Raw genomic sequence first — 12593 nt, forward strand, 5'->3', positions numbered from 1 at the left:
CTCCTATTAGCCCTGATTAGAAGGTACGAACGTCAACGAAGTGACCTGCAATTGCCGCAGCTGCTGCCATTGCTGGACTCACCAAATGCGTACGACCACCATTACCTTGACGACCTTCGAAGTTACGGTTAGACGTTGATGCACAGTGCTCACCCGGTTGCAACTTGTCAGCATTCATTGCCAAACACATTGAGCAACCCGGCTCACGCCATTCAAAGCCTGCTTCAATTAAGATTTTATCTAAGCCTTCTGCTTCTGCTTGTGCTTTAACTAAACCTGAACCCGGAACCACCATGGCTTGTTTAATCGATGCCGCCACTTTTTTGCCTTTGGCCACTTCAGCCGCTGCACGAATATCTTCGATGCGTGAGTTGGTACATGAACCAATGAATACACGGTCTAATTGGATATCTGCCAAAGCTTGACCCGCTTCTAAGCCCATATAGTTGTATGCACGTGTCCAGTCATTACGCTGTACGTCATCTTTGGCTTGTTCTAAAGTTGGCACTGCTTGAGATACAGGAATCACCATCTCAGGAGAAGTCCCCCAAGACACTTGTGGCTCAATATCTTCACCTTGCAATACCACAACAGTATCAAAATGCGCACCTTCATCAGACACTAAAGTATTCCAATACTCTACTGCAGCGTCCCACTGTTCGCCCTTCGGTGCATACGGACGGTCTTTCACATAGGCAATGGTTTTGTCATCGACAGCCACCATACCCACGCGCGCGCCACCTTCGATCGCCATGTTACATACCGTCATACGACCTTCGATCGACATATCACGGAACACTTGACCACCAAATTCAATCGCGTGACCTGTACCACCCGCCGTACCGATTTTTCCGATAATCGCTAAAACCACGTCTTTAGGAGTTACGCCTTGACCCAATTGACCATCAACACGCACCAACATATTCTTCATTTTCTTTTGAACTAAGCATTGAGTCGCCAATACGTGTTCAACTTCCGATGTGCCGATACCATGAGCCAAGCAACCAAATGCACCATGCGTTGCAGTATGTGAGTCACCACATACCACGGTCATACCGGGCAAGGTTAAACCTTGTTCAGGCCCCACCACGTGCGCAATACCTTGACGTACATCGTTGATGTCAAACTGGGCAACATCAAAAGTTTTACAGTTGTCATCTAAAGTTTGCACTTGGATACGTGAGGTATCATCTTCAATACCTGCAATACCTTCAGCACGCTCCTTAGTAGACGTAGGTACGTTATGGTCTGGCGTTGCAACATTAGCGCTTAAACGCCACGGTTTACGACCTGCAAGTTGTAGCCCTTCAAAGGCTTGTGGAGAAGTCACTTCATGCAATAAATGACGGTCGATATACAATAATGAAGAGCCATCATCTCGCTGTTTTACTAGATGGTCATCCCACAATTTGTCATACAAGGTTTTTTTTATTTGGGTTTCCGCTTTTTGGGTTTCGCCTGCCATGTCGATTTGCTCCACTGGACTGGGTAAATTCTTTCGTTAAATCGATTATAACCACGTATTCACATAAATCTAATTTATCATTTTTATTAGTTTAAAAACTTATAGGAATGATATTTAACTGCTGATTTCCGCTACATTTTAAAGACCATTAATGCGTTTAAAACACGCTCACTTCAATACTTTCAGCAGATGAAACTTTAGAATTTTCTCCGACTTTTTTGTTCACTGTCTGCCATTATTTAAACAGTAATTTAAAAATTCAATGATCATAAATCGAATTTTCTCTTTTACATTGCAAATAAGAATCATTATTATTAAATCATTGCCAAGATTTATCAATTTAACAAGGAGCTTTTTCATGGCACACATTAACAAGTTCGTCGAAAATAATCAGCGCATGTTCAAAAAAACCTTGAGCTATTACATCATGCATATCACGGTTGCGATGTTGGTTGGTTATTACGTGACAGGCAGTATTGCAATGGCTATTACCTTAAGTTTACTTGAACCAACTGTTCAAGCGGTTGCCTTTTTCTTCCACGAAAAAGCATGGGAAAAGAAAGATAAAGCTGTAGAGGAAAATATCCCCGCTTAATTCAACCCTGCTCCTTGTAAAAAAACCACCATCACGGTAGTTTTTTTAATGACCTTAAAACGTTCTTTTACTCTATCCACTTTAACTTTCTATTCATTTCATCCTATAGATTCAATTGTAGACAGATCATCAAAGCTTGGTTTTTTGTTGTAAAACCAGCTGATCATGCGCCTCGATCAATTGTTCTATCGCAAGAATCAGTTTGTTTTTTGCCGCATTACACTCGGCAGCTGCACGGTTTTCTTCGTCTTCATCGTCTGCGATTTCATATATCGCACAGCGCTTTTCGACTGTCACTTCAAAAATATCCAATAAATTTTTAATGTGTTTAATATCCATCGCCTTCTCCCTGTGAGATAAAACATCGCTAATAGATGCCGCCCTGACTGTACCTGTTGCTTTAATTATTCACTGAAAACTATGTTCCCCAAGCCATCAAAACTTGAACTCATTTTTTTGTTCTAGTTTAAAGCTGAGTTAAAAAGAAAAGCCATCTCTCCTCTTTAATTCAAACGGTTAAAAATACTTTTCAGCCCTATATTTTTTATATTATGCATAACTCTGGTTTCTGTTTAAAAAACAACTTTGTAACAGCGCATTTGAGCTGAAAACGTCACAGCCCAATCTCTAATCATGCAACAATCAAGCACTCGAATAACGCTATAGAACTCGGAAAATCCCCTCAGATTTAACGCGTAATATGGCTTGAACGCCTAGTTTTAAATCAAAAGATACAACTTTCCCTTTGATTTATTCTTAAAATATTATAACAATGAGACTAAGCATAAAAATTCTTTATAGGAATGAAGATGAATCTCGCAGCCTTTGAAGCCTTTGTAAAAGTTATGGAAACTGGTTCGATCTCTTTGGCAGCAGATCAGCTCTTCATTACGCAACCTGCTGTAACCAAGCGTATTCACAGTTTAGAAGAATACTTCGGTGTCAAACTTTTTGAATCCGCGGGTCGTGGTGTTCAAGCGACGCATGCAGCAAACTCTCTCTTGCCAAAAGTAAAAAGCTGGCTGAATGAGTTGGGCGATATTCACCATACGCTCAGCCATGAGCAAGGTCAGGTTCAAGGTAAACTGAAAATTGGTACCAGTCATCATATCGGCTTACACCATTTACCAGCGCATTTGCGTCAATATGTACAACAGTTTCCGGAAGTGACCTTAGATGTACACTTTGTTGATTCTGAACAGGCCCATGAGCAAGTTTTGGCTGGCGACTTAGAATTGGCATTTTTAACTTTACCGCCACAAGGTGACAGCCGTTTAAAATACATCACGACATGGAATGATCCACTGGTATTCGTGGTTGCGCCTTTCCATCCTTTGGCGCAAGTTGAACATTTAACCTTAGAAGATTTGATCCAATACCCAAGTCTATTGCCTGCGGCGCAAACCTATACCAGTCAAATTACCTTGGCTGAGTTTGAAAAGTATGGACTCAAGCCAAAAGTCACCATGAGCAATAACTCACTTGAGTCGATTCGCATGTTGGTTTCCATTGGTCTCGGTTGGTCAGTTCTTCCTAAAACCTTATTGAACCAAGATTTAAAACAATTGAATTTACCTTCAAACATGAATCGTCAATTGGGCATGGTATGGCACCCAGGCCGTACTCAGTCACTTGCTGCACAAAAGCTGGTTGAATTGATGAAACACATCTAATCGAATTTTTTTGCCTACAATATTTAATCGTTAAAAAAGCCACCGCTATGGTGGCTTTTTATATTCATCTGTTTAAGCATCTAGAAAAAGCGAATGATTTGATTAGCCAAGTGTTGAACAGTCCTTGTTGAATAGTCATCATATACAATGCAGTGACCTTCAAATCTGCCATCAATATTTGTAGCTTGGCTCAAGGTCAGCAATTTTTCATTAAAAATGGGATCGCCTATTTCAGCCGATCCCATTAAAAAAACCAAGGAAGACCTGTCGGTTTTATTTCGTCAATGAATCTTCATGTAATGATTCATTCAATTGATCGACAATAATCGCCCATTCACCATCTGACTTAATTTTTTCGGCCAAGAACTGACGCTGAGCATCTGTCCAATAATCTGCTTCGGTGATTTTAGTTTGGGCACTGAGTTGATGCGTCACGATAAATAAAGCAATCGCGTCTTCACTCGAATCTAAACCCAGTTGTTCAAATAGATGAGTCATGCGTGGACGTACACTCATTGTCATTCTCCGTGTTAAAACTTATTGTTTATGGATACAAAATTATTCTGTTTTAAGGATATAACACGGAACGGACACGCACTCAATTACAGAATTCTACAGCGGTGAAAATTGAATAAAAGGCAAACTGAGCATAATCATCACGACCGATTGAATAAATACCAACAACAAAGGCAGCCCCCAGTTCACTCCGCCTTCTTCAGCAAACACCTGCTCACTATATTTCGGCTGCTGCATATAGGCTTTGGTCTTTTGCACCGCAAAATCGCTATAAAGCCGCTTTCCGATGCCAGCGAGTATGAGGTTAGGAATCAATGCTAGCCCCATCAAGACTTGATCAGGCACTCCGATGATGAGTGCCAACATACTAATCAAAAAACCAACCGCAAAGAATAAGAAGAAATAGCGATACATCTTCCGATAGAGTAACCAATAGGGCCCAAAAATTAACCCCGCCCAACTCAGGCCACTGTTCTGCCCACCTTGTTGTTCTATGAACTTTAAATAAGATTGAGCACGTGGCCCTATAAAGATTTGAATTAAATGTTTAAAAGAAGCTTCTGTCTGCATATAGAGCGATAGTTCAAATTAGTGAGCTGAAGTTTAATCAAAAGGACGTCAAATAAAAAAGCATCTAATGATGCTTTTTTATCATATCTATTTTTAGGCTTGAATTGACCAGTCTTGAATGTCCCAACCTTGTTCTTTTGCAAGGACTTCTAAACGGTCATCTGGGTTAATTGCAAAGGCATGATCGGCATATTCCAATAGGAAGCGGTCATTAATCGAATCTGAATAGGCCCAAGATTCTGTCACATCACGACCTTCTAACCATTGATTCAAACGGACTAATTTGCCCTTTTGGTAGCACGGAGTATTAATCACTTTACCCGTATATTTACCATCCACAACTTCGGCATTGGTCGCAATGATTTCAGTAATACCAAATTCACGAAAAATCGGTGCGGTAATAAAATCAGACGTTGCGGTGATCCCGACCAATTGATGTCCTGCATCTTGATGGCGCTGAATGGCAGCAAAGCCCTCAGGACGCATTTGCGCACGAATAACTTTTTTCATAAACAACTGATGTAACTCAGTTAAGTAGGCATTGTCATGTTGAGTTAAAAACTCAAATACAAATTCATTATAAGCAATCGGGTCAAGCTGGCCTTTTTTATAATCATCATAAAATTTATCATTCATGGCACGATGATGAATTGGATCAACCAAGCCTTCATTGACCAAAAACTCCCCCCAAGAATGGTCTGAGTCGGTATTTAATAAGGTGTGATCAAGGTCAAACAGTGCCAATTTCATGAAAATACTCGTAAAAGCTGAAATTTAAGAAAAAAATTGTAAATCTATCTCCGCTAGTCGATAGAAATTCGTTAAGATCATAACAATTTTAACATTTTTACACTTTGCTTTTTCGAGATGGACACAGAAATAAACGTCCCCGTGAGCAAAGTCATAAATTACACAATATTTAGGTAGCCAAATGATCGATTCAGAAGGTTTCCGACCCAACGTCGGGATCATTTTGGCAAACGACATTGGACAAGTTTTATGGGCAAAGCGCATTGGTCACAATGCCTGGCAATTTCCACAAGGAGGTATCCAACATGGAGAAACCCCCGAACAGGCACTTTACCGTGAGCTGAGAGAAGAAGTTGGCTTACTGCCCGAACACGTCCAGGTGATAGCACAAACCCAAGGGTGGTTGCGCTATCGTTTGCCACATCGGTATATACGTACGGATTCAGACCCCGTTTGTATTGGTCAAAAACAAAAGTGGTTTTTATTAAAACTGACGGCTTCGGCACAGCATATTCAGCTGGATTTGTCAGACCCACCAGAGTTTGATCAATGGCAATGGGTCAGCTATTGGTACCCTTTGGGTCAAGTGGTGAATTTTAAACGCGATGTATATCGTAAAGCCATGGTGGAGCTGTGCAATCAGCTTCCGCAAAAACCGTAAAAATTTGCAGAATGGATGCAGATTTTTAGGATGAGTGTTGTTATAAATAAAGCAGAATAAATTTTGGAGCAGACACGATGTCGAACATGCAACTGGATACCTTAAGACGCATAGTCCAAGAGATTAATGCGTCGGCCAGTTTGCATGAATCTTTAGACATTATGGTCAATCAAGTGGCCGAAGCCATGCATGTGGATGTCTGCTCAATCTACTTGCTTGATGAACGAAATCATCGTTATTTACTAATGGCTTCTAAGGGTTTAAACCCTGAAGCCGTTGGGCATGTCTCTTTGCATACCAGTGAGGGTTTGGTCGGCTTAGTTGGACAACGTGAAGAAATCGTCAACTTAGACAATGCACCCAAACACGAACGCTTTATGTATCTGCCAGAAACGGGGGAAGAAATTTACAATTCCTTCCTCGGTGTTCCGGTGATGTATCGCCGTAAAGTTATGGGCGTCTTGGTGGTTCAAAACAAAGAGCCTCAAGACTTTAGCGAAGCTGCCGAATCTTTCCTCGTGACCCTGTGCGCTCAACTTTCAGGGGTGATTGCCCATGCACATGCCGTCGGGAATATTGAAGTCTTTCGTAAACCAAACAACCTCCCTGCCTATAAAACTTTCCAAGGTATTTCAGGTTCAGGCGGTATTGCGCTAGGTCGTGCAGTCATCCTGTATCCACCTGCTGATTTGGCTTCAGTCCCCGATCGTGAAGCCGATGACATCAGTGAAGAACTCGAATTACTCGACAATGCCATAGACGCAGTTCGTCAAGAAATTTTGTCTCTCGATGAAAAGATGCAAGATGCCCTCATGGCCGAAGAGCGGGCATTATTTAGCGTGTTCTTGCGGATGCTCGATGCCAATGCCCTCCCCGCGGAAATCAAAAGTGAAATTCGTGACGGTAACTGGGCACAAGGTTCGGTACGCATTGTTATTGATAAACATATTGCGCTGTTTGCACAGATGGAAGATGACTATCTCCGCGAACGTGTTTCAGACTTAAAAGATCTAGGGCGTCGTATCTTGGCCTTTTTGCAAGAAGCAGATGCCAGTCATCGTGAAATCACCGATGAAAGCATTTTAATTGGTGAGGAAATTTCTACGGCTGCCTTGGTTGAACTCCCTGTCGATAAAATCGCGGCGATTGTAACCACTGAAGGTGCCATGAACTCACACATGGTGATTGTGGCACGTGCCCTCGGTATTCCAACCGTAGTCGGTGTGACTGAACTACCAATTAATACCCTCGATGATGTCGAAATGATTGTCGATGCACATCAAGGTCGTGTATTCATCAATCCACCTCGTCGTTTACGCACACGTTATAAAGAGATTCAAAAAGAAGAAGAGCAAATTGCTAAAGATCTGAAGCAATACGAAACCAAAGATGCCATCACCCCTGACGGTGTTGCAGTTCGATTGTTTGTAAATACTGGCTTGATGATCGATGTGGTTCGCGGTGTACAACGTGGCGCCAAAGGTGTCGGTCTATACCGTTCTGAAATTCCGTTTATGCTGCGTGATCGCTTCCCTGGTGAAGAAGAACAGCGCGCTATTTATCGTCAACAGCTCAGTCATTTTGCCAATAAACCCGTAGTGATGCGTACCCTCGATATTGGTGCAGATAAAGACCTTCCTTATTTCTCGATTGAAGAAGAAAACTCAGCACTGGGTTGGCGTGGAATTCGCTTTACCCTCGATCATCCTGAGATTTTTTCAGCCCAAATTCGTGCCATGCTCAAAGCCAGTATTGGCCTGAACAACTTGCATATATTGCTGCCGATGGTGACCAGTGTCAGCGAAGTCGAAGAAGCGTTGTATTTGCTCGATCGTGACTGGCAAGCGGTGCAAGAAGAAGAACAGGTGAAGATTACCAAGCCAAAAATCGGCATCATGGTCGAAGTGCCGAGTGTGCTGTTACAGATCGATGAGTTTGCTGAATTGGTTGACTTCTTCTCGGTCGGATCTAACGATTTAACTCAATATTTACTTGCGGTTGACCGTAATAACCCACGGGTTGCCAATGTCTATTCACACTCACACCCAGCCGTACTTCGTGCGCTGACTCGCTTGGTGCAAGAATGTCATAAATACGACAAGCCGATTAGTATTTGTGGAGAAATGGCCGGTGATCCACTCACCGCTATTTTACTGATGGCGATGGGCTTTAACACCCTATCGATGAGTTCGAGTAACATTCTCAAAGTCCGTAAAGCCATCTGCCATGTGCCGATGCCAGATGCAAAAGAGCTCTTGGATCGTGCTTTGAGCATGAATAATCCACTGATGGTGAAAAGCATGATGGAGTACTACTTCAAGACTCATGGTCTTGGTGATATGGTGAAATCGGCAACCCGAATCGTGAGTGCTTAAGAACACTCATGTAAAATAATAAAATGAGGTGATGATGGATTTTTTATTTTTTCTGGCTTTTGTCGCCATTGCCTTTTATATGACAAAGATCCATCCGCAACTCAAACAAAAAATGTTAGAGCTGCAACACGATACACCGATTGAAAAAGTATCCTCAACTCGACCTAGACCGTCCCAAGCACAACAAGTCAATATACGCCCAACCAAGCCAACAAAATCCAAAGCTCCGGTCAGCCGCTCTCGTATTCCCCCCTTACTCGGTATAGAAATTACTGCGTCACAGCAGCGCCGCTTAGGTAAAAATGATCCATCGGTGCTGGCTGCACAGCGCGCCAAACAGCTAAATCAGACGCAGCACAGCGACGCAACATGGTTTGAGCAATTGACCAGTCAGGTGGAACACGTACTTCAGCAACCTAATAACGCCGTAAAACATCAAAGCACAGCGTCTAGACCACAACAAAAATCCACATTCAACAAAATGTTTGAAGACTTATTTTCAAAATAAGCGGTGTTTTAATGTTCAATATTTCAACTCAAAACCAATGCTTTAAATCCTGCATGGAACCACCTAAATGAACGTTGGTATCTTATTATTCAACGAAGTTGAAGTCTTAGATGCTGCGGGGATTTCTTCGGGGATCCATGCATCGCTTTATATTGTGGCCAAATTGCATGGCTTAGAGATTGCGAAGCAAACAGCAAAACGTATGGAATATGATGTGGAATTTGTTTAAGCAGATGTTGAAGCCGAATCATTTAGTAGACTAAAAACTGAGAAAATACACTGAAATAAAAAGGGAGATAATCATTCGAATATCCCCCTTTTTTGTGCTTTGCATAGCCGCGTTTTGCATTTTTCTTTCGATCTACAAAAGTTTGGCTTTTGTTAAAATCGTTCATGTGTTTTGCCACAAAGTTGCGAACTTCAACTTCAGGCAGGACTTTTTTCTTTGCCATTTGCATTCACCTTTTTGCCTATACAGCACCCTCGTACTGTAGTGCATATATTGATCTATTTTTAGATTTTTTCAAGCACTTTCCTATGGCTTTTTGATACAGCGTAGTTAGCCCCAAGGCCAAAAAAAAATTGCTTTGCCACATTATTTCCCTCTCCCTAACCCTCTCCCATTGAGAGAGGGAAATACGTTGTATTTAGCTAGCAAAAGCCCGTTCTAATACTCGCTCTACATCGACCTTTTTAGCATCCAGCATGCCCACCACTTGCCCATGTTTCGCACTATAGCGGCTTTGAATAAAACCATTTGCTACATAATCAGGCGCATAGCGTTTCAATAACACCGCTTGTGCAAGTACCGTTAAACGGCTGACTAGGCTACGCCCCATAAATTGTAAATCTTCAGGTGATTGATGAAATGATTTAAACAAGTCTTGTAACTCGGTTTGCAGGGTTGCATCTGTATTTGCTGTAGCGGCTAAATCTTTAAATAATACTTCGATGGACTCAGGATCACGCCCAATCGCGCGCAGCACATCTAGGCACATGACATTACCCGAACCTTCCCAAATGGTATTCACAGGTGCTTCTTTAAAAATGCGCGCCATGATGCCGTTATCGACATAGCCATTACCACCAAAGACTTCCATCATCTCACCAGTTAGTTCGACTGCACGTTTACAAATCCAAAACTTAGCTGCTGGGGTCATAATGCGTTTCCATGCCACAGACAAGGCATCATCTGATTCATAGCACTGCGCCAAATGGAAACTGAGCTGCGTCGCTGCTTCACTCTCTAAAGCCAAATCTGCCAAAACTGCACGCATTAAGGGTTGTTCAATCAAATGTTTACCAAAAGCCTGACGCTGACGGGTATAGGCAATGCATTGCACCAAAGCTTGACGCAGCATGGCGCTCGAACCGACCGAACAGGTCAGACGGGTGTAATTCGCCATTTCAATAATGGTTGGAATGCCACGCCCTGCCTCACCAATCATAATGCCCCACGCATTTTTGAATTCGACTTCCGAGCTTGAATTACTGCGGTTACCGACTTTTTCTTTTAGGCGTTGCACCTGAATATTATTCTTCGTGCCATCTTCCAACCAACGTGGCACAAAGAAACAAGCCAAGCCATCTTGTTCGGTTTTTGCCACCACCAAATGCGCATCACACATTGGTGCAGAGAAAAACCATTTATGCCCTGTCAGCAAATAAGCTTTGCCTCGTCCTGTTTCTGCCACAGGCACAGCGATAGTTTTATTAGCACGTACATCCGAACCGCCCTGCTTTTCAGTCATGCCCATACCGAGCCAAATCGACTTTTTCTGCGCAATCGGTACATCGCGTTCATCATATTCAGTCGATAGTAGTTTCTCTCCAATTTTGGCCCACAGTTCAGGTTCACGCTGAATGAGTGGAATACTGCCGAGTGTCATTGAATTTGGACATAAATTGCCGCACTCGACCTGACCTGCTAAATAAAAACGTGCTGCCCACTCCACCCATTTTGCCTTGGAATTTGGCTGATTAAATGGATGTGCATGGGTATCAAACTGGCGGTTGAGTCCCATCCATTTATACCATGAAGGATGAAACTCGATAAAGTCAGTACGACGGCCTCGCGCATCGAAGGCATGTAAAATTGGGGTATGTTTGTTGGCTAAAGCCCCATGCTGAAAGTATTCACTCGAACCTGCCACTTTGCCCATTTCGCATAAAGTCGGCTGATCATGGCTGCTGCAGCGTTTTAAGATTTCATGTAAAACCGTATCGCTTGAAAATAGATTGTAGTTTTCTAGTTCATCAAATTGGTTGCTGATTTGATGTGTCATCCATGTCTGTTCTAATGTATTCATCGTCTATATTTTCCACTTGTTCTTGTTGGCTTTTCATTTCAGTATAGAGAAAATTTAAAGCATAGACGTTCGGTTTTCCGCGCTTAAAAATATGAAGCATTCAGCCATTCAAATACGGCGTAAGCCGCGTCAATCACGTGCAAAGCTCACCCAAGAAGCCTTACAGGACAGTTTTGTTCGGCTTTTGCATGAGCGCCCTGCCAGTCAAATTACCATTCGGGAAATTACCGACCTTGCCGGTGTCGGTTTAGGCACCTTCTATGAGTATTTTTCAAAAAAAGAAGATTTGATTGCGCTGACTATTCATTTACATGTGAAACACAATGCCGAACAGATGAAAACTTATGCACAATCGCTGATCAAGTTATCCACAGATTTGGATTTTCAAGAGTATTTACAGCAAATCATCCACTTTCAAATTGAGCAAATTCAAGCACAGCAGTTTTTATGGTCACAGGTGTTTTTGTTAGAACGGCAGATTTCAGATATTGAAAGTTACCGTAAGAGTTATGCCATGATGGTGCAAATGTGGCGCAGTATGCTTGAGCCATTTATACAGGATGATGAACAGCTCAAACAGATGGCTTTAAATATGCAGCGGGTGTGTTATGGCTTTGTGTCGCAAAGCTTGTTGATCGTACCCAACTTTACTGAATGGGATGAATTAAAGCGAGATATAATTCATATGTTGCGCGATTAGACTTCGCGGACAAGTCTAATGATGTTTCAAATGCATCGGTGAATAAAATAAAGTCATGTTATTTACAAAAAATCGGCTCTTAAACCAGTTATTTTAGATATTTAGGAAATTCATTTTTACGGTAGAAGAAAATCATTCATCACTTGTTTCATCCGTCAATAAAAGTGCTTTAGAAGTTAAGCTTTTATTGCCAGCTTACTTGTCTCATTTATACGCCTTTGCAATGCTGGCCAGTTGTAAGCTCTTTAAAAATTCAGCCGTATATTTTGGACTATGGCCTAATGCACCACGATGATAGCCATTTGGGATCGCCTGATAGACTACTGGCAATTTTTTATTTGCACACTTTTTGGTAATAACTTTTGAGTACCAAGGTGATCGACCAATTGGTCTGCGGCGCCTTAAACAAACATCAGTGTTACGGTTAGGGTCATATATTCAATCGACTGCCGTTTTAAATAGCTTGGGGAT

Annotated in this window: 14 protein-coding genes; 7 read left to right on the plus strand and 7 right to left on the minus strand. The window is 42.1% G+C overall.

Annotated features, from left to right (window positions below):
- Window positions 1-16: 16 nt before the first annotated feature.
- On the minus strand, window positions 17-1465 hold the full coding sequence (gene leuC, locus FTV38_RS02430; protein ID WP_180010169.1) for a 3-isopropylmalate dehydratase large subunit: 1449 nt from the start codon (window positions 1463-1465) through the stop codon (window positions 17-19).
- A gap of 358 nt (window positions 1466-1823) precedes the next feature.
- On the opposite strand from leuC, the gene FTV38_RS02435 reads away from it, so the two are divergent.
- The gene (locus tag FTV38_RS02435; protein WP_078192757.1) at window positions 1824-2060 is read left to right on the plus strand and encodes a DUF2061 domain-containing protein; all 237 of its coding nucleotides are present in this window, start codon (window positions 1824-1826) and stop codon (window positions 2058-2060) included.
- A 129-nt stretch (window positions 2061-2189) separates the two neighbouring features.
- Here FTV38_RS02435 and FTV38_RS02440 read toward each other — a convergent pair whose 3' ends face one another.
- Complete coding sequence (locus FTV38_RS02440) at window positions 2190-2399, minus strand: hypothetical protein (protein WP_078192758.1); 210 nt, start codon at window positions 2397-2399, stop codon at window positions 2190-2192.
- A gap of 470 nt (window positions 2400-2869) precedes the next feature.
- Here FTV38_RS02440 and FTV38_RS02445 point away from each other — a divergent pair, with 470 nt between their 5' ends.
- Entirely contained in the window at window positions 2870-3733 is an 864-nt protein-coding gene (locus tag FTV38_RS02445; protein WP_078189725.1) for a LysR family transcriptional regulator, read from the plus strand.
- 273 nt (window positions 3734-4006) lie between these two features.
- Here the strand turns inward: FTV38_RS02445 and FTV38_RS02450 are convergent, their stop codons facing one another.
- The 3 genes from FTV38_RS02450 to FTV38_RS02460 all read right to left on the minus strand — a co-directional run bounded on the left by FTV38_RS02450 (window position 4007) and on the right by FTV38_RS02460 (window position 5569).
- Complete coding sequence (locus FTV38_RS02450) at window positions 4007-4249, minus strand: DUF2789 family protein (protein WP_078189726.1); 243 nt, start codon at window positions 4247-4249, stop codon at window positions 4007-4009.
- 96 nt (window positions 4250-4345) lie between these two features.
- A complete protein-coding gene (locus FTV38_RS02455; protein WP_168377917.1) occupies window positions 4346-4819 on the minus strand; it encodes a DUF2628 domain-containing protein in 474 nt (157 codons plus the stop codon).
- A 93-nt stretch (window positions 4820-4912) separates the two neighbouring features.
- Window positions 4913-5569, minus strand: coding sequence for an HAD family phosphatase (locus FTV38_RS02460; RefSeq protein ID WP_078189728.1), 657 nt, complete (start codon window positions 5567-5569; stop codon window positions 4913-4915).
- A 181-nt stretch (window positions 5570-5750) separates the two neighbouring features.
- On the opposite strand from FTV38_RS02460, the gene FTV38_RS02465 reads away from it, so the two are divergent.
- The 4 genes from FTV38_RS02465 (at window position 5751) to FTV38_RS02480 (ending at window position 9342) form a co-directional block, all read left to right on the plus strand.
- The gene (locus FTV38_RS02465; protein ID WP_078189729.1) at window positions 5751-6230 is read left to right on the plus strand and encodes an RNA pyrophosphohydrolase; all 480 of its coding nucleotides are present in this window, start codon (window positions 5751-5753) and stop codon (window positions 6228-6230) included.
- Window positions 6231-6307: 77 nt separating this feature from the next.
- Complete coding sequence (gene ptsP, locus FTV38_RS02470; protein WP_180005299.1) at window positions 6308-8605, plus strand: phosphoenolpyruvate--protein phosphotransferase; 2298 nt, start codon at window positions 6308-6310, stop codon at window positions 8603-8605.
- A 79-nt stretch (window positions 8606-8684) separates the two neighbouring features.
- A complete protein-coding gene (locus FTV38_RS02475; RefSeq protein ID WP_180020946.1) occupies window positions 8685-9113 on the plus strand; it encodes a hypothetical protein in 429 nt (142 codons plus the stop codon).
- A 67-nt stretch (window positions 9114-9180) separates the two neighbouring features.
- Complete coding sequence (locus FTV38_RS02480) at window positions 9181-9342, plus strand: hypothetical protein (RefSeq protein WP_180010167.1); 162 nt, start codon at window positions 9181-9183, stop codon at window positions 9340-9342.
- Window positions 9343-9364: 22 nt separating this feature from the next.
- On the opposite strand, the gene FTV38_RS02485 is transcribed toward FTV38_RS02480, so the two are convergent.
- Both FTV38_RS02485 and FTV38_RS02490 read right to left on the minus strand, forming a co-directional pair.
- Window positions 9365-9565: a hypothetical protein gene (locus tag FTV38_RS02485; protein WP_067764150.1), complete on the minus strand. Its 201-nt coding sequence runs from the start codon at window positions 9563-9565 to the stop codon at window positions 9365-9367.
- Window positions 9566-9760: 195 nt separating this feature from the next.
- Window positions 9761-11422 carry an acyl-CoA dehydrogenase family protein gene (locus tag FTV38_RS02490; protein WP_180021133.1) on the minus strand — a complete coding sequence of 554 codons (1662 nt, stop codon included), beginning with the start codon at window positions 11420-11422 and terminating at the stop codon, window positions 9761-9763.
- A 91-nt stretch (window positions 11423-11513) separates the two neighbouring features.
- Here FTV38_RS02490 and FTV38_RS02495 point away from each other — a divergent pair, with 91 nt between their 5' ends.
- The gene (locus FTV38_RS02495) at window positions 11514-12122 is read left to right on the plus strand and encodes a TetR/AcrR family transcriptional regulator (RefSeq protein WP_180021135.1); all 609 of its coding nucleotides are present in this window, start codon (window positions 11514-11516) and stop codon (window positions 12120-12122) included.
- Window positions 12123-12593 lie beyond the last annotated feature (471 nt).

The sequence above is a fragment of the Acinetobacter sp. YH16044 genome, assembly GCF_013417145.1.
GTDB classification, from domain to species: Bacteria; Pseudomonadota; Gammaproteobacteria; order Pseudomonadales; family Moraxellaceae; genus Acinetobacter; species Acinetobacter amyesii.

Bases quoted from the DNA above. Each gene is read 5' to 3' on its own strand.
- leuC (WP_180010169.1), bottom strand. From the start codon at position 1,465: ATGGCAGGCGAAACCCAAAAAGCGGAAACCCAAATAAAAAAAACCTTG.
- FTV38_RS02435 (WP_078192757.1), top strand. From the start codon at position 1,824: ATGGCACACATTAACAAGTTCGTCGAAAATAATCAGCGCATGTTCAAA.
- FTV38_RS02440 (WP_078192758.1), bottom strand. From the start codon at position 2,399: ATGGATATTAAACACATTAAAAATTTATTGGATATTTTTGAAGTGACA.
- FTV38_RS02445 (WP_078189725.1), top strand. From the start codon at position 2,870: ATGAATCTCGCAGCCTTTGAAGCCTTTGTAAAAGTTATGGAAACTGGT.
- FTV38_RS02450 (WP_078189726.1), bottom strand. From the start codon at position 4,249: ATGAGTGTACGTCCACGCATGACTCATCTATTTGAACAACTGGGTTTA.
- FTV38_RS02455 (WP_168377917.1), bottom strand. From the start codon at position 4,819: ATGCAGACAGAAGCTTCTTTTAAACATTTAATTCAAATCTTTATAGGG.
- FTV38_RS02460 (WP_078189728.1), bottom strand. From the start codon at position 5,569: ATGAAATTGGCACTGTTTGACCTTGATCACACCTTATTAAATACCGAC.
- FTV38_RS02465 (WP_078189729.1), top strand. From the start codon at position 5,751: ATGATCGATTCAGAAGGTTTCCGACCCAACGTCGGGATCATTTTGGCA.
- ptsP (WP_180005299.1), top strand. From the start codon at position 6,308: ATGTCGAACATGCAACTGGATACCTTAAGACGCATAGTCCAAGAGATT.
- FTV38_RS02475 (WP_180020946.1), top strand. From the start codon at position 8,685: ATGACAAAGATCCATCCGCAACTCAAACAAAAAATGTTAGAGCTGCAA.
- FTV38_RS02480 (WP_180010167.1), top strand. From the start codon at position 9,181: ATGAACGTTGGTATCTTATTATTCAACGAAGTTGAAGTCTTAGATGCT.
- FTV38_RS02485 (WP_067764150.1), bottom strand. From the start codon at position 9,565: ATGGCAAAGAAAAAAGTCCTGCCTGAAGTTGAAGTTCGCAACTTTGTG.
- FTV38_RS02490 (WP_180021133.1), bottom strand. From the start codon at position 11,422: ATGAATACATTAGAACAGACATGGATGACACATCAAATCAGCAACCAA.
- FTV38_RS02495 (WP_180021135.1), top strand. From the start codon at position 11,514: ATGAAGCATTCAGCCATTCAAATACGGCGTAAGCCGCGTCAATCACGT.